Raw genomic sequence first — 22,575 nt, 5'->3', positions numbered from 1 at the left:
TCCCCCCCCACGTCCCCCAAGACCAGCACCGCCACGGCCAACGCCACCACCAGTAGCACCCGTCACACCACCAGTAACACCCGTTACACCACCACCAGTAACACCCGTTACGCCCCCCACAACACCACCGGTAATTGACCCAATTCCAGAACCTACGCCCCTGACTTCGGTACCGGAGCCAGGGGTATTAATTGGCCTTTTGAGTATGGTGGGTCTGGGCTACTGGTGCCAGCGCTTGAGCTGCCCCTCCTCTAGAGAACTATGATTTGACGATCGTTACCCATAGGGAAAACACCTCAAAAAGGTAAAGTTTTGAAAAAATGATATAGTTGAAATACTTCATAACTATAGAGTAATTAAAGTTAAACCCATTTGAGAACGATTTGACCCATGAGTCCTCCAGTCAACCCATCGCATGCTAAGGCAGCTGTGCCTGCCGCTGATTCTGCCCTAGGGCAATTAGGCGGCCAGACAAAATTTCAAGAAGATAACTGGCAGCGTGATGGCGGTGCTGGTGGCCGTACCCCAGAGGCTGGGCTGACTAATCTCTTTCTCAAGTCCCAAAATTGAGTGCACGGGAAACTCACACCTTGATGTGATTATCAAGCTATGTGGCAAGGGAACATAATAGGTATCTCCAATCATGTAGAGATGAGCAGGAGGGCTCCTAGCTCCTGAACATACTCAACCCATAGTGTCCCTTGCCTTTTCTCTTCCCCTCGTTCTTAGGAATGAGGATTTAACCAGGTTTACTTTTTGTCGTACAAGTTGCGATAAAACGTCTCTTCAGATCCTTTTTAGGATCTTATACAAGCCTTATTCCTTAACAAAGATTGTCTCCGCTGAACCAATATTGACTGTTTGAGGTATTTACAATGGACCATAATTTAGCATCTTGCTTGCGAGAAGGAACTCAAAAGTCTCATACTCTGGCCGAAAATACGGCATTTATGAAATGTTTTCTCAAAGGGATTGTTGAAAGGGAACCCTTTCGTCAATTGATGGCTAACCTATACTTTGTTTATAGTGCCTTAGAAGAAGAAATGCGCCGCCATGCTCAACATTCTGTCATGGGTTCCATGTATTTCCCTTTATTAGATCGGGTGCCTCAGTTGGAAAAAGATCTCGCCTTTTATTATGGGGACAATTGGCGTAACCAAATTACGGCCTCTCCTGAAGGACAGCGTTATGTAGAACGCATTCGAGAGCTATCTGACCAGAATCCTGCGTTGCTAATCGCCCATGCCTATGTCCGTTATATGGGTGATCTCTCTGGGGGACAAAGCTTAAAGGCAATCACTCGCTCAGCCCTAGGCTTGTCAGCTGGTGTGGGGACAGCCTTCTATGAATTTGTAGAGATCCCAACGGTGGAAGCTCGACGAGCCTTTAAGGAAAAATATCGCAATACCCTCAATTCCTTACCGATTGAAAAGAGCCTGGCACGTCAAATTGTGGATGAAGCCAACCTAGCGTTTCGGCTCAATCACAATGTCATGCATGAGCTGGAGCCATTGGTGAAAGACGCCATCGGCGATCATGTTTTTGATCTGATTACTCGCCAGGATAAGCCGGGTAGTACGGAACATCGCCATCGCTCGTCTGAACAGGCTGCTGAAATGGCAGTCGCAGAATAATCTTTCAGAATTCCTCCGCTCTTATGGATCTCCAATCCCCCTTATGGGGGATTTTTTTAGCCCCTGGATCTCCTTGGACTATGGAATCTTTGCTTCAAACCTACGGAACATTGCCGCCGTGTTCGATACCTATTTGAGAGATCACACCATTCGTCAATTCTCTCAGTCGGTTTGCTTGTCTTTCACCATCACTGCACCCTTTTGATATCAGGAGAACCCTGTATGCGTATCCTTATGATTCAACCCAACTACCATTCAGGTGGGGCAGAAATTGCGGGTAACTGGCCGCCTAGTTGGGTGCCCTACGTTGGGGGAGCCTTAAAGCAAGCGGGCTTTGATGACATCCGCTTTATTGATGCCATGACTAACTACATCGAGGATGAGGCGCTGGCCGTTCTCATTCAGGAGCATCAGCCTGATATTGTTATGGCCACAGCGATCACCCCGATGATTTATAAATCCCAGGACACCCTGCGGATTGCTAAATCTGTTTGCCCTGATGCGATCGCAATTATGGGCGGTATCCATCCCACCTATATGTACCGTGAGGTGTTGCAAGAAGCCCCCTGGGTTGATTACATCATTCGGGGAGAAGGGGAGGAAATTAGCGTCAACTTAGTTCGAGCCATTGCCGAGGGCCGAGACCATCAGGACCGTGAGTCAATTTTGGGACTGGCCTATTTAGATGATGCCGGTCAGGTGGTGGTCACACCGGCCCATCCGCCGATTCGTGATCTGAATACGCTCTCCCCCGATTGGACCTTGCTCGATTGGGACCGGTACATCTACACACCTCTGAATGTGCGGGTGGCCGTGCCTAATTTTGCTAGGGGTTGTCCTTTTCGCTGTCGGTTTTGCTGCCAATGGAAGTTCTGGCGGAAGTACCGGGCCCGGAAGCCTAAGCTATTTGTGGATGAAATTGAGCATCTGGTCAAAGAACACAATATAGGATTTTTCATCCTGGCCGATGAAGAGCCCACCATTAGTAAGGCTCGATTTGTCAGCCTATGTGAAGAATTGGTAGATCGCAACCTGGGTGTTCATTGGGGCATTAATACTCGGGTGACCGATATCTTGCGAGATGAGGCCGAACTACCGCTGTATCGGAAAGCTGGTCTGGTCCATGTGTCGCTGGGAACAGAAGCAGCGGCCCAATTGAACCTCGATGTCTTTCGTAAGGAAACCACCATTGCCGATAATAAACGGGCAGTAAAACTATTGCGTGACAATGGCATTGTGGCGGAGGTGCAGTTCATTATGGGCCTCTCGAATGAAACCCCTGAGACCATTGAAGAAACTTACCGCATGACTCGGGACTGGAAGTCAGACATGACCAATTGGAATATGTTTACGCCCTGGCCGTTTGCGGAACTGTTTCAAGATCTCGAAGATAAGGTCGAAGTGCGAGACTTTTCCCACTACAACTTTGTGACGCCCATTATCAAGCCCGACAATATGACGCGGGAAGCGGTGCTGAAGGGGGTTTTACGCAACTATGCCCGCTTCTATGGCTGGAAGTTTTTGGAATATTGGTTTACCCGTGATCCGTTCAAGCGGCGCTATTTGTTGGGATGTCTGTGGGCGTTTGTGCAAACCACCCTTAATCAGCGTTTCTATAATCTCAAACGGGTGAAGCGGAAGGGAATGCAGGCAGAGATTGAGCTGGGCTTTGATCAATCTCGTATTCTCTCTGCTGAAGATATGATTAAGCTTAAGGCGGCCAAGCTGGCAGATGTTGAGTTTGCTGGTGACGTTTCGGCCTGTGGCGCACCCAACACCGCAGCGGAGGTGAATGAACCTGCCAACGATGCCATAGAAGAAGATGTGCAAGTGGTGATTGTGGATGGGGATGAAGCGGCTCGCATTGCCTTGCGAAAGGGTTTGAGATCGCAAGCCGGCATCGAAATTGCCAGTGAAGCCACCAACGGTGAAACTGGGCTGATATTGTTAGACTCCATCGTTGTTGACATCGTCATCGTCTCCGATCCGCTGCCAGATATGTCCCTCCCAGAGTTTATGCAACGAGTTCAGCAACAAAATAGCTGCCAACCTTTCCGGCTGCTGATTTTGACAGATGCCCCTGAATCCTTGCCAGATATTGACTCCGTAAAAGTCGCCTATAGCCCACATGGCAGCTCAATGGAGCATCTGGCTCAGACCATTCACGCATTCCAATCTGAGGAGATCGTCCTGAATCCCGAAGTTTCAACAGTCCCATCAGTCAAGTCTTCTAGTTTGGCCTCACGTGCATGATTTCTATCCCATCGGCCCTGATTAATCAGGTGCATCGAGGCCAAAGCGAGACCAGTAGTCTCTGGGCCTAAGTAATCTAGGTAATGACCTATAGGGACCAAAATTACTTAGGCTCCACGTCTCTCCAGTATCAATATTTGGATCTGATACAATCCTTATCCCTTCGCCAATAACACTAAACCGATGACAGTATTTCCTTCTCTTCAAATTGGTTCATACATCGCTCGTTATCCCATTATTCAGGGGGGTATGGGTGTGCGGATTTCATGTGCTTCATTGGCCTCTGCAGTTGCCAACGCAGGGGGTATCGGCACCATTTCAGCCTCAGGGTTAGGAATTAATTCTCCCTATTTCGATGCCGATGAACCCAATCCTAAAAAGCGTCACCAGCAATTTCTAACCGCCAGTCGATTGGCCTTAATCGATGAATTAAACACCGCTCGCCGCCTGAGTCCGACTGGGATTATCGGGGTGAATATCATGGTGGCCGCCCGTGAATACCAGCTGTTGGTGCGTGCCGCTGTTGAGAACGGTGCCAACGTCATTGTTGCCGGAGCTGGTTTGCCGTTGCAATTACCGGCCTATACCCAGGATCATCCAGAAGTGGCGCTGGTCCCCATTGTCTCTAGCGTTCGTGCCGCCAAATTGATTTGTCGTAAATGGCAACGGCAGCAAGGCCGCTTGCCCGATGCGTTTATCGTGGAAGATCCTCAGGTAGCGGGTGGCCATCTGGGGGCTACGGAGGACACCCTGAACGATCCTGAGTGGGCAGCAACAGCTGTCATTCCCGCACTGGTTGCTTACCTAAAAGACGAGTTTGAGACGCCCATGCCTGTGATTGCCGCTGGTGGCATTTGGGACCAACGTGATATCGTTCGGGCTCTGGCTCTGGGGGCCGATGGCGTGCAAATTGGCACTCGTTTTATCACCACCCATGAATGTGACGCTGACCTTCGTTACAAGGAATTTCATCTCAATGCCAGCCCAGACGATGTGAGGCTAGTGCCTAGTCCGGTGGGATTACCAGGGCGAGCTTTACTCAACCCCTTTGCCGAAAAAATTATGGCCGGCACCCCCAATCCTCGAGGAAAATGCCTCGCTAATTGTCTCAAGAGCTGTAAATTTCGGGATAAGCGCGAGACCTATTGCATTATACGAGCCCTGGATCGAGCCTCTAGGGGTGATATTGAAAACGGGTTAATTTTTGCCGGGACGAATGCGGGTAGAGCGACACGCATGATGTCCGTTGCCGAGATCATGCAAGAATTGATGACACCAGCACCCGTTCAGTTGACTTGACGCCCCCTGCTCGAATACTTTGCCGCTGCCGCACACCTTAAATGCTTAATATTTGATTAAATTACTATATGATGATATATTCTTTCGCATACGATTGATCTATTAAAATCAATCGTATGCGTTTATTTCTCTGGACCAAGTCGGTGCTAATAACATGGTTCAAGCTTACCTTGCATTTTTTTCTTTAGTCGTTGTCTTTGCGATCCTGTTTGTTGTTGGTGATGTCTAGCCCTGGGATGTTGTCGTCGCTTTTTTAAATATTTTTGCAAGCAAAATAAGGAGGAAATAATGCTGTTTCGTCAGTTGTTTGATCGAGCAACTTGGACCTATACCTATTTGATTGCAGATTTAGTGACCCGAGAGGCTGCGCTCGTTGATCCAGTTCTAGAGCAAGTAGACCGTGATTATAGACTCCTGACTGAATTAGAATTGGTACTGAAATATTGCTTAGAGACCCATATCCATGCTGACCATATAACAGGCACGGGTAGGCTGCGAGAGTTAACTGAATGCGAAGGGGTTGTTCCCCAGAATGCCAATGCAGCCTGTGCCAGCCGCTATCTTCAGCATGGAGAGATCCTGAGGGTTGGTAATGTTAATATTCAAGCAATTGAAACCCATGGTCACACGGATAGCCATATGTCGTATCGGGTGAATGGCACCCATGTGTTGACGGGGGATGCCTTATTTATTCGCGGCTGTGGGCGTACGGATTTTCAGAGTGGTGATGCCGGTACACTCTACGACCATGTGACCCAGCGGCTGTTTACGTTACCAGACGAGACGCTCGTTTATCCAGGCCATGACTATCAAGGGCAGACGGTCTCTACGATTGATGAAGAGAAACGCTTTAATCCCCGGTTCGTTGGCAAAGATCGGGCCAGCTTCATCCAGTTTATGAATAATCTCCACTTACCTAATCCTAAACGAATTATGGAAGCGGTTCCCGCCAATGAGCAATGCGGCAAAGTTGTTGTAACAACATGACATTGCTGTTGATATAAAGGAACTTCCTGATTAATGATTTGGTTGATTGGTCATCTCTTAGCGGTCTGCATTGGTCTGAGTTTGGGTCTGATTGGGGGTGGCGGTTCTATCCTGGCAGTGCCTATTCTGGTGTATGTCATGGGTTTGGGGTCGAAAGGTGCGATCGCAATGAGTCTCGTCATTGTGGGCACTGTGAGTCTGATGGGGGCTATTCCCCATTGGCGTCAGGGTAATGTCAACCTGAAGATAGCTGTAATTTTTACACCAGCCGCAATGCTCGGCGCATACATAGGGGCTCGTATGGCGGGTCTACCTTTTGTTACGGGGAGCTTTCAGCTAATTTGTTTTGGCGTGGTCATGGTGATTGCGAGTACTTTAATGATTCGCCAAAGCCATTCGAAATCGGCGTTAGCCCATGCCGGAATGTCTATCGATAATGCCATGGACAAGGACCAGGGTCACCATTGGCTCTTGATACCTGTAGAGGGAATCGGCGTGGGTGTGCTCACTGGATTTGTTGGTGTGGGGGGTGGTTTCATGATCATCCCCGCCTTAGTATTACTGGGCGGCATTCCCATGAAAGAAGCCATCGGCACTTCCTTGTTAATTATTGCCGCGAATTCAGCGACAGGTTTTTTGGGCTACTTAAACCAGGTGAGTGTGGATTGGGCTTTAGTAAGTTCTTTTACCTTAGCGGCAGGCATTGGCACAGTTGCAGGCTCCTACCTGACTCAATTTATTAATGCCAGGCAATTACAAAAGGGATTTGGCTATTTTGTTCTCGCTGTCGCAATTTTTGTTCTGATCAAGCGATAGGTGGCAACGGATTCTGTGACAAGATTATACAAAATCCTGGCTGATAGCGTCCGATATCGAAGGGCACCCACCAGGGGCTGCCCCTACAGATCCTTCCATTTTTAATCGGGTTTGATGAATTCGGATTTGGTATTAGATCTTAGATCGCGCTTCAACTTTGCTAAGGAATGCTGATCCCTAAGGCGCTTGCGCTTCAATAATTCCCCCGTTACCCCATCATTCATCTACCCATCGACAGCCCCAACCTGGGGCTTTATTTTGTTGTGCCATCCCCTAAGACCCCTGATGACGCTGCTGCCTCATCAGGGGAAATCGTGTGATTTGTTCTCTCACAATGATTTTTATCCATTCAGTAACGGATCATTTAACTCGCTTTTCTGCCATAATTAATGAAAATAATTACTATTAAACGGATTATGGTGTTATCCGAATTACAGCGTGGTGAGTTGGCCGTTGTTGATCAAGTAAGTTCTGGAAAAAATAATCAGGCCTTTGTGCACCGTCTGGCTGGGCTAGGAATCATTGTGGATAGTTCAGTGAGAGTGCTTCGCAAAGTGGGCTTTGGCGGTCCCCTCCATATTCGCGTCGGTGCGACTACGGAGGTGGCCATTCGCCGTAAAGAGGCCGACCAGATTGTTGTTCGCAATGTTGAAACCTGTTCCCATAGAACCTGACAGTTACCTGACAGTTGCCGCGTGGGCATTTGCTGACTTGATTCAAGTATTCTTTGGTGCAGTTATGATTCATCAGGGCAGAACAACAACCATTCAACCGGAAAAGGGTGTGAGGCGAGTGGCCTTAATCGGCATGCCTAATACGGGTAAGTCAACCTTTTTTAACCGGATTACAGGGGCGTCTGCCTTTGTGGGCAACTGGCCAGGGATGACGGTGGCGTTGCTACAGGCTCAGGTGGAACTGGGTGGTCTCTGTACAGAGTTTGTCGACTTACCGGGTATTTATAATCTCAAGGGGTTTTCAGAGGATGAGGCCGTTGTTCGACAGTTTCTTCGCGACTTTTCGATCGACTTAATTGTTGTTGTCCTGAATGCGGTTGAAATTGAGCGCCAAATACGGTTGCTCTTGCAGGTGCAGGCCCTGGGTTACCCCACGCTGGCTATCCTCAATATGGCCGATGAAGCCAGGCGCTATGGCATTCGCATTGACAATGATAAACTCGCCCAGCGGTTGGGCATACCGGTTCTCCTGATCAGTGCTAAGTACGGCCAGGGCTACGGCAGAGCCTATGCCGCCATTGCCCAGCAATTGACGGCACCGTTGTTAGCGCATCAAGTTCGGCCTGACAACGATCGCTGGGGTGATGGTGACATGGCGACCGCAGCTGAGATTAAGACGCTCTTAGCCGATAGTGTGATCCGGCCATCTCAGTTGGCCATAACGCTAACGGCGCGATTAGATCAGGTGTTATTGCATCCGATTTTTGGACTGCCGCTGTTTTTTCTCGGCCTCTTCCTGGCCTTTTGGTTGATTTGGACGGTGGGTCTGCCCGCCCAGGGGGTGATGGGGCGGCTAACGGATGGCATCCAGGCTTACCTGATTGAACCGCTGCTGAGCTTTTTTCCGAACATCATTCAGAATTTTGTGATTAACGGGGTTTGGAATGGCATCGCCACGGTGGTGTCTTTTGTTCCCCTGATTATGCTGTTTTTTATGCTGATGGCAGTGTTGGAGGATAGTGGCTATCTGTCTCGTTCAGCTTATTTGATGGACGCCTTTATGGAAAAGCTGGGGCTGGACGGTCGCAGTTTTGTGCTACAAATGCTGGGTTTTGGCTGCAATGTACCGGCTTTAATGGGCACTCGGGTGATGCGATCGCGGCCGCTGCGGCTGTTAACCATGCTGGTGATTCCATTTTCGTTATGCTCAGCCCGGTTACAGGTGTTTGTTTTTATTCTGGCCGCCGTCTTTCCTGACAGCAGGGGTGCGATCGCCCTCTTCTCGCTTTATCTCCTCAGTTTTGTGGCCGCCTTGATCACGGCTGTACTTTTCCAAAAGGTATTTAAGCATGACGAGCCCTTTGTTTTAGAATTACCCCCTTATCGCTTTCCCACCTGGCGTCAGGTGCTAATGAGAAGCTGGCTTGAAGTCAGGGATTTTTTGACCCGAGCCTCAGGGTTCATTCTGTTGGGCTGTATTGCTGTGTGGATAGTGACCCACTTTCCCCAAGGGGCCACCGGTTTAGACACCATCGGCGGACAACTTGGGCAATTTCTCAGTCCCGTGATGAGCCCCATTGGCATTGAACCTCAGCTCACTCTGGCGTTAATCTTTGGCTTTGTGGCCAAGGAGGTGGTTGTCGGATCATTGGCGGTGATCTACGGATTGAATGATGCCGCCGTTGGCCAGGTGCTTTCTGAGCAACTGACCTTTATTCAGGGATATAGCTTTTGCATTTTTTGTTTGCTTTATACCCCCTGTTTAGCAACCGTGGCCACATTGAAGAATGAGTCAAAGTCCTGGAAATTCACCGTCTTATCCCTAGGGTTTTCGCTCGTACTCGCCTGGGTTGCCAGTTTTATTTTCTATCAAGGTGCCTTACTTTTGGGGTCTCACTAGGGTTCCGTAAAGACTATAATTTCGGATAAGACAGAAGATTCGGGTAAGACAGAAGAGTCAAGCGTAAACGATCGTGAACTACGATAGTGAGGGTGTCATTTCGATATCTTTTTTGCAACTCAATTGCTTGGTTGCCACACCCACAATATGATCCCCCACAATTGGAAATGGAATCTGGAAATGCTCATAGTCCATGGGGACAAACCCTGCTTCGTCTAAGGCTTTCCAGATCTCACGATTGGGATGACAGTTATCAAACAGGGTTTTCCAAGCCGGAGTAATTGATTCCTGAAGATGACGCGCCCAGGTATCGGGTTTTGCGGCCACATGTTCCAGGAAAATGAATGTCCCACCCGGTTTAAGAACGCGTTTAATTTCCTGAATAGCCTGCCCTAAGTGGGTGACTGAACAGAGCACATGGGTACTGACAACCGTATCAATCGTATTGCTCTCGGCAGGCAAGTGCTCGGCAATTCCTTCATGGATTTTAATCTGTTGCAACCCTTGTCGCTTAGCTTCCCCATGCAAATAAGGATGCATAAACCGATTCGGTTCAACGCCCAGCCAATGAATGCTTGGTGAGTAATAGCTGAGATTGGCCCCGGTACCGGGGCCAATCTCTAGCACAGTACCCCCTAGATTCCCCAAAAGCGCCTGCTTGAGATCACCCAAATTAGTATGGTGCTCACAGCCTGTTACTTTGATGGCATGCAGATCGCCCGCAGTTGCTTTTGCCATCCCCCAGGCTATCAATTGCTTTTGCAGTTGAACAAAAAGGGAAAACTTCATAGTGTCCTAGTATTTGCTAAGCCGATTGTTGCATCGGGGGTTGGGCGTCTGGCACGGGGCCAAAAATTCTGTCGCTAAAGCGCACGTACCAGGCCGCTGCCTGTACCTGGATGATGTAGGCCATGGCGATAATCAGGGCAATTTCAGATCCTTGTTCGTTGCCAAAGGCGGTCATGGCAATGGCCAAGGCAATGGATAGGTTACGCATGACAGTACCGTAGACCAGTGCGATCGCATCTCCCCGCTTAAAGAAGAATTTACCGATGAGTGTGCTGAAGAGGAAGTTCCCAACATACAAGATCGCCAGCGGAATCAAAAACGAAAGCAGTACCAGGGGATTGGCAATAATATCTTTGGCTTTGAGGGCCATCGCGACAAAAACAATCCCTAACACACCCAAGGTGGAAAAGGCTGGGAATTTCTTCTTAAGGTTTTTCTGATATTTATCCGCTCCAACAATTTGAATCAGTGTAATCCGGGTGACAAACCCCAAAACCATGGGTAAGAAAACAATGATAACAATTTGCTTAAAAATACTAGCCAACGGAATCTCCACCACTGCCCCCATTAACCACTTGGCATAAAAGGGGGTGGCAACCGAGCCCAAAATTAATCCAATGACCGTCATTTTAATGGCCGCACTAATATTGCCCTTGGCAAAGCCTGTCCAGGAAATGGTCATGCCGCTGGTGGGCAACAGGGAGGCCAACAAAAGCCCCAGGGCCACCAGGGGTTGATCGGCAAAAAACAGCTTTCCCATGCCAAAGGCAAAGAATGGAATCACCGCAAAATTAATCAACTGGGTGAGTAATTGAACCTTATAGTCTCCTCCCGATAACACTTTCTGAACTTGCAGATTAATCATCATGGGGTAGACCATGAGAAAAGTCAGAGGAATGATCAAAGCCTTTAGGGAAGTCGGATTAGCGACAGCCCCAAAGATTAGACCAGCAATCATAAATACAGGAACAGACCAGACTAAATTTTTCTGGATGAACCCTAATACCTTCCACACGACAATCATTCTCCTTTTTTGTCAAATTTTTGCGAGTATATCCGTGACCTACTCTTTCACGTGATCTCGATGGGTGGGCAAACCGGCTTTCTGCCAGGCCATCATGCCGCCCGTAATATTAAACACCTGGCTAAAGCCCAGTTTGACCAACATCTGAGCGGCCATTGGACTGCGGTGAGCCGTCAGACAAATCACCGCGAGAGGTTCATCCTTGGGAAGTTGCCAAAACCATCGCGGCAGTACCAGGTAGCGCAACAACGGAACCTGAGCCATCAGAATGCGCGGTAGACTCAGGTTAATGGCATTAGGGGCATGAAAAAGATTGTATTCAAGCCGACTCCTGACATCAATGAATTTCGAAACCTTAGGGGATTGAACAAAGTCTTCTGGAGGTACGTCACTAATAGCTGGCTTAGGGGGTGATGCGGATACCATAGAGTGTTTCTTAGGCAGAGTGTTCCAGGTCTGTGCGATTATCTTGCCATCAAGTCAGAACAAGACAATCGCACAGACCAAGTTGGGTTAGCTGTGAGCTGTGAGAGCAGATGTCATCTCCAGGGCCACGGGGGTTGCCTCCCCATTCGCTAACAACAGGGGAAAGTGATGGGCATTGGGAGCATGCATGGCTTGAATCCCCAGGGTTGCCCGGTTAATCAGATCGGCATAGCTGGGAATGATCCGACCCTGGCTATCCAAGATGGACTGATTAAAGTTGAACCCATTGAGATTAAAGGCCATAGCACTAATACCCAAGGCAGCAAACCAGACGCCGATGGTGGGTAAAGCGGCTAACAGAAAATGAACCGAGCGGCTATTGCGCATGGCGGCACCAGGAATGAGCAACCGCCCCAAATACCCAGCATGACTGGCAAGCAGATTATAGGTGGCTTCCTGTTGGCCAAAGCGATAACCAACGTTGGCAGACTCTGCTTCAGACGTCTCTCTAACCAAACTGGCGGTAACCAAGGAGCCATGGAGAGAACTGAGGAGAGCGCCACCAAAAATGCCAGTTACTCCCAGCATGTGCAGGGGATGCATCAAAACATTATGCTGGGCCTGCAGCGCTAACATAAAGTGGAAGGTTCCAGAAACCCCCAAGGGCATGCCCTCTGAGAAACTACCCTGACCCATGGGATACACCAACAACACAGCGGTTGCAGCCGCCACAGGCGCAGAAAAGGCCACAGCAATCCAGGGTCTCATGCCTAAGCGATAGCTCAATTCCCATTGGCGACCAAGATAACACCAGATCCCAATTAAAAAGTGGAACACAATCAGCTGGTAAGGGCCGCCATTATAGAGCCACTCAGCCGCTGAACTGGCCTGCCAAAGGGGATAAAAATGAAGTCCAATGGCGGCTGAAGTTGGTACAACTGCGGCAGAAATCAGATTGTTACCACTTAAAATTGATCCTATGACGGGCTCACGAATGCCATCTACGTCAACAGGTGGTGCAGAGAGAAGTGCGATCGCAAACACCATGGCTGCAACCACAAGGGTGGGAATCATCAACACACCAAACCAGCCAACATAAAAACGGTTCTGTGTGCTTGTGACCCACTCAGAAAATTGTTCCCACAGGGTATAACGATCAGGGGTGGATGGTCGCTTGTATCCCTTATATCCTATTAATGTACTCATCAGTTAAACCTCCAAGATGTGCAAGAGAGTTTGACGGAGCTACCTGACTGATTACTTTGAAAGACCTAAAATCGCAAACACGGGCTATGCAACATGCAAGCTAATCTCAAGTCAAGTAACCTCAGCCTTATTGACTCAACTACCTAGTCTTAAATGCATCGATAATGACTAAGAAGCCTTAAGTGAGTGATAGGACGATGTCGAGCAACTTAATCACTATACAACCAAGTAGCTATTTAATCAACAAAACGATTGATTTTTGTATCAGTCTGTCTCCTAATGCCTCCCGTCATGATATTTCCAAAAAAACAAGAGTTCTTGATTATTTTCATTAATCGCTTTATAGTTATATAAAGCTTGAGTCCATTCCCCCATGAAATCGATGCAGGCATACGCTGATAGAGGCTGAAGTCCTTTGAGGGAAGCCGTGGCTCAGTAGGCCAGAATGATACCTAATCTGCTGTGCAATATCATGGGTGAATTTCAAGGCCCAGGCACCTAACCATTTCTGATCTGAAGAAGGAGATCTGAATCCGATATGCCCTATTCTGCAGTCGATCAAACGCTTGATTTTCATAGTGATACCTATCGCGATGCTTTTACTCGTATTAATGGCATCGTTATTGAAGGAGAACAGGCCGCTTACGACAATTTCCTATGCCTGGCAGATCTGTTGCCAGAACAGGCCGAAGAATTAGTCCGACTCGGTAAAATGGAAGGGCGTCATCGTAAAAGTTTTGAAGCCTGTGGCCGAAATTTGGATGTTATTCCTGATTTGGCATTTGCCAACCAGTTTTTTGCTGACCTATGTCAAGCTTTCCAAACGTCGGCAACCGACCGTAAGATAGCCACCTGCCTGTTGATTCAATCGTTGATCATAGAATGTTTTGCAATTGCAGCTTACAACGTCTATATTCCGGTTGCCGATGCGTTTGCTCAAAAAGTGACGAAAGGAGTCGTTGCTGATGAGTATCACCATCTCAACTTCGGAGAAGTTTGGCTTAAAGCACACTTTGAGACAGTAAAAGCAGAACTCGAGACTGCTAATCGTCAGGTACTTCCGTTGATCTGGCAGATGCTCAATCAGGTTGAAGCTGACCTGCAAACCGTAGGCATGGATAAGCAAACACTAATAGAATCCTTTTTGGTGCACTATAGTGAGGCACTCAAGGAAATTGGCTTTAACAACCGTGAGATTTTACGCATGGCCAGCCATGGTCTGGCCAGCTCTAAACAACGCTGATTTTCTCCATGGGAGCGTAGAGGCCGTTTTGATGGTTGGTGTCGCATATTTTATGAGTAGTGCTAAGAGTCAGGCCAGCCATTGTGTCTCAACAACGCTCCCTCTAATGTAGGCTCTCTTCTCGTAGGTCTCTCTACTATTGAGGCTTGTGCACATAGCCACCCGTCGCTGGATCAATGGAAACATACGTCAAACCAGCTTCTTTCCAGGCGCTGATTCCCCCTTCCATATGGGCAATCCTATCAATCTCTGAATCAATACATTTTTCAGCAATCAGTCGAGATCGTCTGCCAGAGCCACAATACAACACAATGGGCTTCTCATCAGCTTGTATGGGTAGTTTCCTTGGGTCAAAGGAGGCCATGGGAAATAGCATGGCCCCAGGAATATGCTCAAACGCGTATTCTTGAGGGGTACGCACATCAATCAGAACAATTTTGTGCCGTTCAAATTGCTCCTGTACCTCATGGGGAGTGAATGCTTCGAACACCAACCCACTCAGCTGCTCAGCTACGGCCATAGTTTTATACTCCGAAGGCTAAAGGCTCTCTATTTTAATTGGGCTTTAGAAGACCCAATACACTATATAATTAATCAGTTATATAGGCAAATCACCAGCCGTTTACTCCTCTTGCCATCATTGCCGCCAGCAGGGGCATCAGAATAAACCCCAGCAACTCAATTTTAATAATCCAGGCCAGTTGGTTAACCCTGGAGAGTTCCAGACTTGGCGGATTGCCCTGTCGTAAGTCTTTGATCCAGGTTAAAAATGAAAAGGTTGGATACAGCGAGAGGGTGCCAATGGCGACAAAAATGGCAACTTTTGCATAGAAAACAGGGTTGCTCAGGTAATAATCGGCTCCCTTACTAAAATAGAGAACCCGCAACACACCTGTTATGAGTACAACTGTAGCTGATATTCCATAAACGCCATCTGCAATGACTATCTTCCAGGTTTCACTGAGACTTAGCTCTTTTTTCAAAGTGACCCCTTCGACAGATAGGGCGGCAAAGATCAGCATGAAGCTGGCGTAGTGCAAATAGGCAACAAGGCTACTTTTCCAGATCAAAATCTATCCCCTTTATTTTTGGTTTATTTTTAGTTTTCTAGTAAGTTAGCTCAGGCTTAAATCTCTGTATTTCCCTGCATCACTGGGCTATGCCTCATTCAACAGCTCCTACCAATGGGAAGGCATTCATCCTTAATGCCCCACCCTGGCGAGGAATACCGTTGGAGGACAATAGGCCAGCGATACATCTGATCAAGCCAGTGCTTGCAGCGGGACAACATCATGAAAGTGAGTAAAGTCGATGTAGCACTCACCCGCTGGGGTTTCATGGATGATATCCATGAGGCGACAGTTCCATAAAATCTCCTCACTATGAAACAGATATTGAGCATGGACAGCTTGAGCAACCGTTTCATCAATACCACTTAAGGAAATCACCACTTGGGCTCGAAGTTGCACCAGCGATTGCGCAGTTTGTCCTTTAAGGGGACTTTCGGTATCAATGGGATGAATAGCTGTCCATGTCAGAGCAAAGGCAGGGGCCTGGCTGCGTAATAGTCGCAATGGATAAAGCCGTCGCATAAATTGTCCCTCCGCACTCACCTCATCCCGCAACAGATATGCCCGTATTTGAGCCTCGACAATCTGATTCCCCCGCTGATTCGCAACCCGAAACATTAAGGTTGGCAGACCATTATAGGGTGTGATCACAGCAAAGTTACTGAAGATAACTCGAGCCGTGGGTTGGGAAAAGCGAGCAAAAGCTAACCCTGTCACCAAAGCAAATCCCACCAATCCTACCAGTGCCTCTACTGCAGCAGCTGTATTCGCAAAGGGAGTTTGGGGATACATTACACCGTAGCCAATGGAGGTCAGGGTTTGTACACTAAAGAAGAATGCATCCCAAAAGTCATGGGTTTGGGCATTGGCAATCCCTCCCCCAACCAAGTAAATGAGAGCAAACCCCGCATTGAGCAACCCGTATATCGCTATAATCAATAGCAGAAACCCTGGCCAGGGAATGAGCAAGAGTAAATGGTAAGGATCACGCCAATATGTGTGCCAAACGTCAGCATCAGGGGATTTCAAAATACCTTTAGCAGAAACCAGGTGACATCTCTTCCTGTTCACATGCCTGATATTGCGTAGTTGCACAATCCTCCTCCCCATCACGCTTTAGAGGATCACGCAGCAGAGGGAATAGAAGCATTTTTCGTAAAACGAATCATCAGATGATCATCTTCTAATTTAGCGCCTGCTGGTTGTAACGCTGCTAACGCCTGTGGAAGAACTAGATTGCGACGATGGTTACCAATGCGAATGTTGAGTTCATCCCCCGTCTTATGCAAATGGATTTGCTCTTTGGGAATATTTGGCAGATAAACATCTAGACAATACCCCTCAGACTGTTGCACTACTCGGAGTGTGGTCTCCCGGTAGTAAACCTGGGTCGGATCTTCATCGCCATAGAGAGTGTCTTTCAGTCGCTCTAGGGCAGCCAAACCACAAAGTTCTTCATTGTAGAGCGGAACTTCTTTGATGGGTAACGGTTGAAAGTCTTCTTGAATTTCCTGGCGATACTGTTGTTGCATCTCCTTCCAACGGGCGAAGAAGGGATCGCTCACCTGTTCAGGAATAATGCGGTTGGCGATCACCAGATCAGTTGCCACATTATATAAACTCAGGTAAGCATGCGCCCGAAGTGACTCGCTAATCACCATTTTTTCAGGGTTTGTGACTAATCGCACCGTAGTTTGAGTGCTATCCGTGAGCACTCGCTCCAGTGCTTCAATTTGTTCATAGAACTCGTAGGGGGCATCCATCACCTCTCGATCAGGGAGAGAGAACCCCGTCATGCGCTTAAAAATGGGTTCAAACACAGGGCTCAGGGTATTGGCCATGCCCTGGAAAGGCTTGTAAAAGCGACGCATGTACCAGCCAGAAATTTCTGGCAAGCTGAGCAGACGCAGGGCTGTGCCTGTAGGGGCTGAGTCCACAATTAGGACATCAAAATCTCCCGCATCGTAATGGCGTTTCATCCGCACTAGGGCAAAAATTTCGTCCATTCCAGGCAGGACTGATAGCTCTTCTGCCTGCACTCCATCCATCCCCTGGGCCTGGAGCACGTCTGTAATGTAACGTCGAACCGCTCCCCAATTCTGCTCCATTTCTCTGAGGGCATCGAGTTCAGCCCCCCACAGATTGGGCCGAATCAGGGTTGGATCATGGGATAATTCTAGGGCAAAACTATCCGCTAATGAATGGGCTGGGTCGGTACTCAATACCAGTGTGCGATATCCCAGTTCTGCTGCTCGCAGGGCAGTCGCAGCTGCAACCGATGTCTTACCCACCCCCCCTTTTCCAGTCATCAAAATAATACGCATTCGTAAAAACCTCTTAGTTGATCACACCCACCAGGGTTGCTCATTAGTACGGGGGTCAGTCTCGTTCCAGGGGTAGATCCAGATGGCATCATCCTTAACCACCACGTGAACTATCTTGAGGGGAAGGGGCGCAGGCCCACGCACAACGTTACCCTCCGGATCGTAAAGCGATCCATGGCAGGGACATTGAAACTGCTGATCTGCAGGATTCCAGGGGAAGGTACAACCCAGGTGAGTACAGTTATCAACAATACCTCTAGCCCCCAGGGAACCATCGTCTTGGACGATCAAATACGTCGGTTCGCTGGCCAGCCCTGCAATCAAGGCGCGAGTTCCAGGCGGATTAGCAAGGATTTGGCTGGCTGGAATCGGGGTGCCCAGTTTATCTTTTGCGAGAATCCCACCTCCCTCAGATACTTCCCGAGGTGGGATGAAAAACTTAGCGACAGGGTAGAGGGCTGAACCAGCGGTTGCGGCAACCGTTGCCCCTGTCAAAAAATTGAGTAGTTGTCGCCGAGACAGTGATGGGACTTCGAAAGAAAGTGCATCATCCATATCGATCAACCTCCTTATAAAATGGAACAACATATCTATGACCGTCTCAAGAAGAGGGCAACCTCAAGAAGAGGGCAACCTCAAGAAGAGGGTAACAACCTGGCTGAAGTGAGACATGGTTGTTAATTGCGATCATTCAATCAAGTCATGTGGCAAGCAAGTGCAAATTTTCTTTACCTTTCTTACTAATCAGTAGTATAACCAATTAGTAATGAAATTGTAAATTATTTTATCTATTTTGTTGTGACTTCCCTGGTGTGATTGAAAGGCTCAACGCCCCATGGCTCAGGAAGGCGGTGGAACTTTGAAACCGAATTATTCAGTTGACAGAATCAGGATTACTGCATAACATCTATATAACTATCTAGTAGATAAGTGATAAAGCCTGACCGGGATTTCCCACTTTGTCGTCGGGTGATTGGTTTAGATCAGGGAGGAGAGGGTTGAGGTATGGCAAACGTTGTTGTTATTGGGGGTGGTCTGGCTGGGTTGCCCATAGCCTATGAGCTACGTCACTTGCTGCCCAGTGAGCATACGGTGACACTCATATCCAGTGAGTCCAAATTCACCTTTATTCCAGGGTTGATCCAGGTGGCTTTGGGGCTGAAGCCATTGGAGCATGTTCAGTTAGATTTAGCGCGTCTGGCGCAGCGTCATCATTTAAATTGGGTACCTGGCAAAGTGACGGCCCTCGATCCTCAAACTCATTCTATTACAGTCGAGGGAGAGAAAACGATTGAGTATGATTATGTTGCGATCGCAACTGGGGCATCCCTGGCCTTTGATCAAATTCCAGGTTTGGGTCCCCATGGTGGCTATACCCAGTCTGTTTGCACCCCCGACCATAGCCTCACGGCTCACCAAGCCTGGCTCGACTTGCTTAAAAATCCAGGGCCAATAGTTGTGGGCGCAGCTCCGGGGGCAGGGTGTTTTGGCCCCGCCTACGAATTTGCTCTGATGGCCGATCATGAATTACGTCGTCGAGGATTGCGCGATCAGGTGCCCATCACCTATGTCACACCAGAGCCCTATGCTGGGCATTTAGGTGTCTCTAAGGTAAAAAATGCGAGAGAGCTGACCGCCAATTTAATGCAGAAACAAGGCATTACGGTCATTGAGAATGCGGCCATTACGGCTGTGGATAAACACACCATTACCCTGGACGACGGGCAACAGTTGCCATTTAACTACTCGATGGTCTTACCGGCCTTTCGCGGGGCCAAATTTATCCAGGCAGCGCCTGGGTTAGGAGATGCCAAGGGATTTATTCCGACGTTACCCACCCAGCGTCATCCCGACTTTCCCAACATTTATGCCGCAGGTGTCAGCATTAAACTGGCACAGCCTGATAAAACTCGTGTTCCCATCGGGTTACCTAAAAGTGGTCAAATGTCGGAAGCCATGGCGACAGCGGTTGCCCACAATATCGCGGTTGAGTTGGGGGCGATTAAAAGTCCTCTCCAAGTTCCAACGTTGGATGCTTTGTGTTTTGCAGAATTTGGCGATACTGGTATTGCCTATATTGCCGCCCCCGTTCTGCCTGACCCAGAAACTGGCAAACGGAAACACTCCTATGCTGTTCGTGGCCCATGGGTTGTATGGGTAAAAGCAGCCTTTGAGGAATATTTCATGGTCAAAATGCGTACTGGAGTTGGTATGCCCTGGTTTGAAAAACTGGGATTACGCGTTATCTTCGGTCTACAGATGCTGAAGCCCACCACCACCAACTACGAACAAACAACAGTTAGCCCTTAAGCATTCCATTGATTGAGATTTGGCCTTTTTTTGATACTCCCCCCAAATTATGGAGACTCAGCCGCACCAAGTGGAACCCCTTTCAGCTCTGCTGGAAAACCACTTTGAACAAATAGCAGAGCGATTCAAACTGCTAAGCGATCCCAGTCGGTTACGAATTATCTCTGCTATTTGCAGCCAAGAACGCAATGTCACTGAGATTTGCCAGCGAGCTGGTTTAAATCAGGCCAATGTCTCTAAACACCTACAGTTGCTTAAATGCTCGGGTGTTGTCACCTGTCGACGCGTCGGCAGCTGTCGCTATTATCGGATTATCGATAAAGATCTACTATCACTCTGTGCCAGATCCCTAACGGAGATCGAACAATTTAGCTTATCCCCCAATCTAAGGGACGATATCCATGTTCAGAATTCTATCCAAAATCATACTGGGTTTTTCGCTAATCATTCTCGTTGTTCTTGTCTGCCCAGCAATCGCTCAAGCTCAGCCGGAACCCGCTCAGCTAGCCAAAGCTGTTCAGGAGATTGAAAATTTAGACGCTATGCGCAGCGGACTAGCCGATTACCTGAAAGATGCGCCAGAACCACCGACGGCGGAGACCATGAAGAAAGTGTGTAAACCCGTTGGCATGAAAGCCATGCAACTCAGTCAAGAGAACGGGTGGCAGGTAAAGCAAATGGCCAAAAAGTATCGTAATCCAGCCCATAAACCCGATAATCTTGCCGCTACTAATGCCCTGTCTACATTTGAGCAGTCCCCAGAGTTAATGGGATTCTGGGAAAAAGAAACCTTGAGCGACCAAAGTGGCACTCGCTATTATCGTCGCATCAATGTGGAAGCAAGTTGTTTAGCCTGCCATGGGCTCAAAGACAATCGTCCTCAGTTTGTCAAGAATAACTATCCCCAAGATTTGGCATACGACTTCAAAGTGGGTGACTTACGAGGAGTTTATGCGGTGTTTATTCCCGATTCAGTGCAGCAGTCGGTTCAAGCTGCCCTGGGCGAATAAGCTAGTAATAGTATAAACAGGCATCATTGGGAGATTTTTATGATGTGGTCACGTGTACGCCAGCTGATGCTTTGGCTGCTCACTTTCAGCATACTATTAGTCCTGAGCCTGACAGGGATTGAAAATCTCACGGTGCTGCCAGCATCTGCCGCGATTCGCCAATTGGAAGAGGCTCCTGGTCAATTTGTTTATCAGTCACGTCAGACCCTGCACGATCAGCATAACAATAGTTGGCAAGCGATCGCATTTAAACGCATTCGCCCAGATGGCAGCACCTTTTTCTATCTCCGGCTGGTTGGTTTTCCCGGCACTGCGGCCATTGATCGTTCACAGCCCCTGGTGTTAACCGACTCTTTAGGCAACACCCTAACTGCAAACGACGCCTCTCGAAAAATTTTCACGGATGCGGATGCACCGGAACCCAATGTTGGTCAATATGATTTGGCACCGATTGTATCTGAGTTAAGGGCGGTAATCCCCTTGAAGCTAAGTCTCCCAACCACTCAAGGTGAGCCAGTCGAACTTCTGGTATCCCCAGCTCTTGTCAAGGAGTGGCAGGTCCTGGTTACTCAATCCTAAACAACCATAGACCCTAAAATTTGCACAACCAAGATATTCAATTTGAGAGAAAAAAGTATGAAACGTAGATGTCAACAAGGCCACCGGCAACAAGGTCGTCGGCAACAAGGCCACCGGCAACAAGGCCACCGGCAACAAGGTTATCGTCAACAACATCGGCGCAGACTAGGTGCCACTGGACTTTGTAGAATGGCGTTCCTAGCATCGGCAGCCCCTATATCCGCTAGTTCTAATCTTGATGAGAGAACTCAACAAGCAATGATTGATGCCATGAATGATGAGTATCAAGCGAGGGCACTTTACACTGCCGTCATTGAAAAGTACGGAGCCATTCAGCCATTTAGTAATATTATTCAATCAGAGGAGCGCCATGCTCAGCGTTGGCACACCTTATTTACACAGTGTGGTCTCCCCATTCCTGAAGATACGTTTGCTGGTAATGTAAAGGCCCCTGAAACTCTGCAAGCAGCTTGTGAAATGGCCGTTGAAACAGAAATTGCTAATGTACAAATGTATGATAGCTTTCTTGAATTTGTTGAGGAGCCTGAGCTGAGGGCAACGTTTACCCAGTTTCGTAACGTTTCAAAAAATAATCATCAGCCAGCATTTGAACGCTGCCTCAGCTGGTTCTCCAGCATCTGAGTGAAGTTCTAGCCTGGGTCAGGACAACATCTCGCCGTACTAGTTATTGTCCTGACCCAGGGTTCATTGCCTAGTACTCTGTGGCGTAAGGTTGCCCATTATCAAATAGTGATGGGGTAGGTAATAGGGTGATTATTTAAGCGCAAGTGGTCTAGCACACCATTGGCACGTTACTAATCGCTATGACGCTCTAGATGCATGCATCTAGAGCGTCATAGCGATTAGTGTAGAAATAAATGACAAAAGTTTTTCCATTTATTTTGTTAAATACTTCGCTACATAGTTATATAATTATATAGCGCTACATCAAGTGCAAATTTCTTTGCCAGTTTGTTTTCGCTACAAACAATATGGACTCATGAATAATACACTTCAGAAATATCAACAGA

General features: G+C 48.1%; 23 protein-coding genes. 14 read left to right on the top strand and 9 right to left on the bottom strand.

All coding sequences use genetic code 11. From position 1 onward, the window contains the following. The first annotated feature begins 390 nt into the window (after positions 1 to 390). From DXZ20_RS27625 to feoB, 8 genes are all read left to right on the top strand, one after another. Positions 391 to 570, top strand: coding sequence for a coproporphyrinogen III oxidase (locus tag DXZ20_RS27625; RefSeq protein ID WP_163702295.1), 180 nt, complete (start codon positions 391 to 393; stop codon positions 568 to 570). A gap of 305 nt (positions 571 to 875) precedes the next feature. Beyond that, positions 876 to 1,634 (top strand): biliverdin-producing heme oxygenase, encoded by a 759-nt coding sequence (locus tag DXZ20_RS27620; protein WP_163702293.1) that lies wholly within the window; start codon positions 876 to 878, stop codon positions 1,632 to 1,634. A gap of 222 nt (positions 1,635 to 1,856) precedes the next feature. Next, entirely contained in the window at positions 1,857 to 3,887 is a 2,031-nt protein-coding gene (gene bchE / locus DXZ20_RS27615) for a magnesium-protoporphyrin IX monomethyl ester anaerobic oxidative cyclase (RefSeq protein WP_163659275.1), read from the top strand. A gap of 183 nt (positions 3,888 to 4,070) precedes the next feature. Next, positions 4,071 to 5,186, top strand: coding sequence for an NAD(P)H-dependent flavin oxidoreductase (locus DXZ20_RS27610; RefSeq protein WP_163659276.1), 1,116 nt, complete (start codon positions 4,071 to 4,073; stop codon positions 5,184 to 5,186). A gap of 288 nt (positions 5,187 to 5,474) precedes the next feature. Continuing rightward, a complete protein-coding gene (locus DXZ20_RS27605) occupies positions 5,475 to 6,173 on the top strand; it encodes an MBL fold metallo-hydrolase (RefSeq protein ID WP_163702291.1) in 699 nt (232 codons plus the stop codon). Positions 6,174 to 6,206: 33 nt separating this feature from the next. Then, a complete protein-coding gene (locus tag DXZ20_RS27600) occupies positions 6,207 to 6,989 on the top strand; it encodes a sulfite exporter TauE/SafE family protein (RefSeq protein ID WP_163659278.1) in 783 nt (260 codons plus the stop codon). 389 nt (positions 6,990 to 7,378) lie between these two features. After that, complete coding sequence (locus DXZ20_RS27595) at positions 7,379 to 7,663, top strand: FeoA family protein (protein WP_250564639.1); 285 nt, start codon at positions 7,379 to 7,381, stop codon at positions 7,661 to 7,663. Between the two features lie 64 nt (positions 7,664 to 7,727). Continuing rightward, on the top strand, positions 7,728 to 9,563 hold the full coding sequence (gene feoB / locus DXZ20_RS27590; protein WP_163703635.1) for a ferrous iron transport protein B: 1,836 nt from the start codon (positions 7,728 to 7,730) through the stop codon (positions 9,561 to 9,563). Between the two features lie 78 nt (positions 9,564 to 9,641). Here the strand turns inward: feoB and DXZ20_RS27585 are convergent, their stop codons facing one another. The 4 genes from DXZ20_RS27585 to psbA form a co-directional block, all read right to left on the bottom strand. Next, positions 9,642 to 10,352 carry a class I SAM-dependent methyltransferase gene (locus DXZ20_RS27585; protein ID WP_163702290.1) on the bottom strand — a complete coding sequence of 237 codons (711 nt, stop codon included), beginning with the start codon at positions 10,350 to 10,352 and terminating at the stop codon, positions 9,642 to 9,644. 16 nt (positions 10,353 to 10,368) lie between these two features. Next, the gene (locus DXZ20_RS27580; RefSeq protein ID WP_163659280.1) at positions 10,369 to 11,367 is read right to left on the bottom strand and encodes a bile acid:sodium symporter; all 999 of its coding nucleotides are present in this window, start codon (positions 11,365 to 11,367) and stop codon (positions 10,369 to 10,371) included. 48 nt (positions 11,368 to 11,415) lie between these two features. After that, a complete protein-coding gene (locus DXZ20_RS27575) occupies positions 11,416 to 11,802 on the bottom strand; it encodes a rhodanese-like domain-containing protein (protein ID WP_163702287.1) in 387 nt (128 codons plus the stop codon). Between the two features lie 87 nt (positions 11,803 to 11,889). Then, positions 11,890 to 13,008, bottom strand: a complete 1,119-nt coding sequence (psbA, locus tag DXZ20_RS27570) for a photosystem II q(b) protein (RefSeq protein WP_163702285.1) — start codon at positions 13,006 to 13,008, stop codon at positions 11,890 to 11,892. Positions 13,009 to 13,546: 538 nt separating this feature from the next. On the opposite strand from psbA, the gene DXZ20_RS27565 reads away from it, so the two are divergent. Then, positions 13,547 to 14,251, top strand: a complete 705-nt coding sequence (locus DXZ20_RS27565) for an aldehyde oxygenase (deformylating) (protein ID WP_163659283.1) — start codon at positions 13,547 to 13,549, stop codon at positions 14,249 to 14,251. Between the two features lie 136 nt (positions 14,252 to 14,387). Here the strand turns inward: DXZ20_RS27565 and DXZ20_RS27560 are convergent, their stop codons facing one another. The 5 genes from DXZ20_RS27560 to petC form a co-directional block, all read right to left on the bottom strand. Further along, positions 14,388 to 14,771: a rhodanese-like domain-containing protein gene (locus tag DXZ20_RS27560; protein ID WP_163702283.1), complete on the bottom strand. Its 384-nt coding sequence runs from the start codon at positions 14,769 to 14,771 to the stop codon at positions 14,388 to 14,390. 91 nt (positions 14,772 to 14,862) lie between these two features. Beyond that, positions 14,863 to 15,318: a DUF2214 family protein gene (locus DXZ20_RS27555; protein ID WP_163703634.1), complete on the bottom strand. Its 456-nt coding sequence runs from the start codon at positions 15,316 to 15,318 to the stop codon at positions 14,863 to 14,865. A gap of 195 nt (positions 15,319 to 15,513) precedes the next feature. Further along, positions 15,514 to 16,431: an ion channel gene (locus DXZ20_RS27550; RefSeq protein ID WP_431731999.1), complete on the bottom strand. Its 918-nt coding sequence runs from the start codon at positions 16,429 to 16,431 to the stop codon at positions 15,514 to 15,516. Between the two features lie 14 nt (positions 16,432 to 16,445). Beyond that, on the bottom strand, positions 16,446 to 17,645 hold the full coding sequence (locus tag DXZ20_RS27545) for a TRC40/GET3/ArsA family transport-energizing ATPase (RefSeq protein ID WP_163659286.1): 1,200 nt from the start codon (positions 17,643 to 17,645) through the stop codon (positions 16,446 to 16,448). A gap of 21 nt (positions 17,646 to 17,666) precedes the next feature. Beyond that, positions 17,667 to 18,200 carry a cytochrome b6-f complex iron-sulfur subunit gene (gene petC, locus DXZ20_RS27540; protein WP_163659287.1) on the bottom strand — a complete coding sequence of 178 codons (534 nt, stop codon included), beginning with the start codon at positions 18,198 to 18,200 and terminating at the stop codon, positions 17,667 to 17,669. Positions 18,201 to 18,650: 450 nt separating this feature from the next. Here petC and DXZ20_RS27535 point away from each other — a divergent pair, with 450 nt between their 5' ends. Genes DXZ20_RS27535 through DXZ20_RS27515 form a run of 5 tightly spaced genes read left to right on the top strand, consistent with a single transcriptional unit; the run spans position 18,651 to position 22,186 of the window. Next, positions 18,651 to 19,955, top strand: a complete 1,305-nt coding sequence (locus tag DXZ20_RS27535; protein ID WP_163702281.1) for an NAD(P)/FAD-dependent oxidoreductase — start codon at positions 18,651 to 18,653, stop codon at positions 19,953 to 19,955. 49 nt (positions 19,956 to 20,004) lie between these two features. Beyond that, positions 20,005 to 20,484 (top strand): ArsR/SmtB family transcription factor, encoded by a 480-nt coding sequence (locus DXZ20_RS38605; RefSeq protein ID WP_348918731.1) that lies wholly within the window; start codon positions 20,005 to 20,007, stop codon positions 20,482 to 20,484. Then, the gene (locus DXZ20_RS27525) at positions 20,366 to 20,965 is read left to right on the top strand and encodes a Tll0287-like domain-containing protein (protein ID WP_348918778.1); all 600 of its coding nucleotides are present in this window, start codon (positions 20,366 to 20,368) and stop codon (positions 20,963 to 20,965) included. Before DXZ20_RS38605 ends, DXZ20_RS27525 begins: the two co-directional genes overlap by 119 nt. A gap of 39 nt (positions 20,966 to 21,004) precedes the next feature. Then, entirely contained in the window at positions 21,005 to 21,544 is a 540-nt protein-coding gene (locus tag DXZ20_RS27520; RefSeq protein WP_163659290.1) for a DUF3122 domain-containing protein, read from the top strand. Positions 21,545 to 21,601: 57 nt separating this feature from the next. After that, a complete protein-coding gene (locus DXZ20_RS27515; protein ID WP_163702277.1) occupies positions 21,602 to 22,186 on the top strand; it encodes a ferritin-like domain-containing protein in 585 nt (194 codons plus the stop codon). Positions 22,187 to 22,575: the final 389 nt, after the last annotated feature.

The organism is Adonisia turfae CCMR0081 (assembly GCF_011009555.1).
GTDB lineage: Bacteria > Cyanobacteriota > Cyanobacteriia > Phormidesmidales > Phormidesmidaceae > Leptothoe > Leptothoe turfae.
The sequence above is the reverse complement of the archived record's forward strand: the minus strand, read 5'-3'. Positions and strand labels throughout refer to the sequence as shown.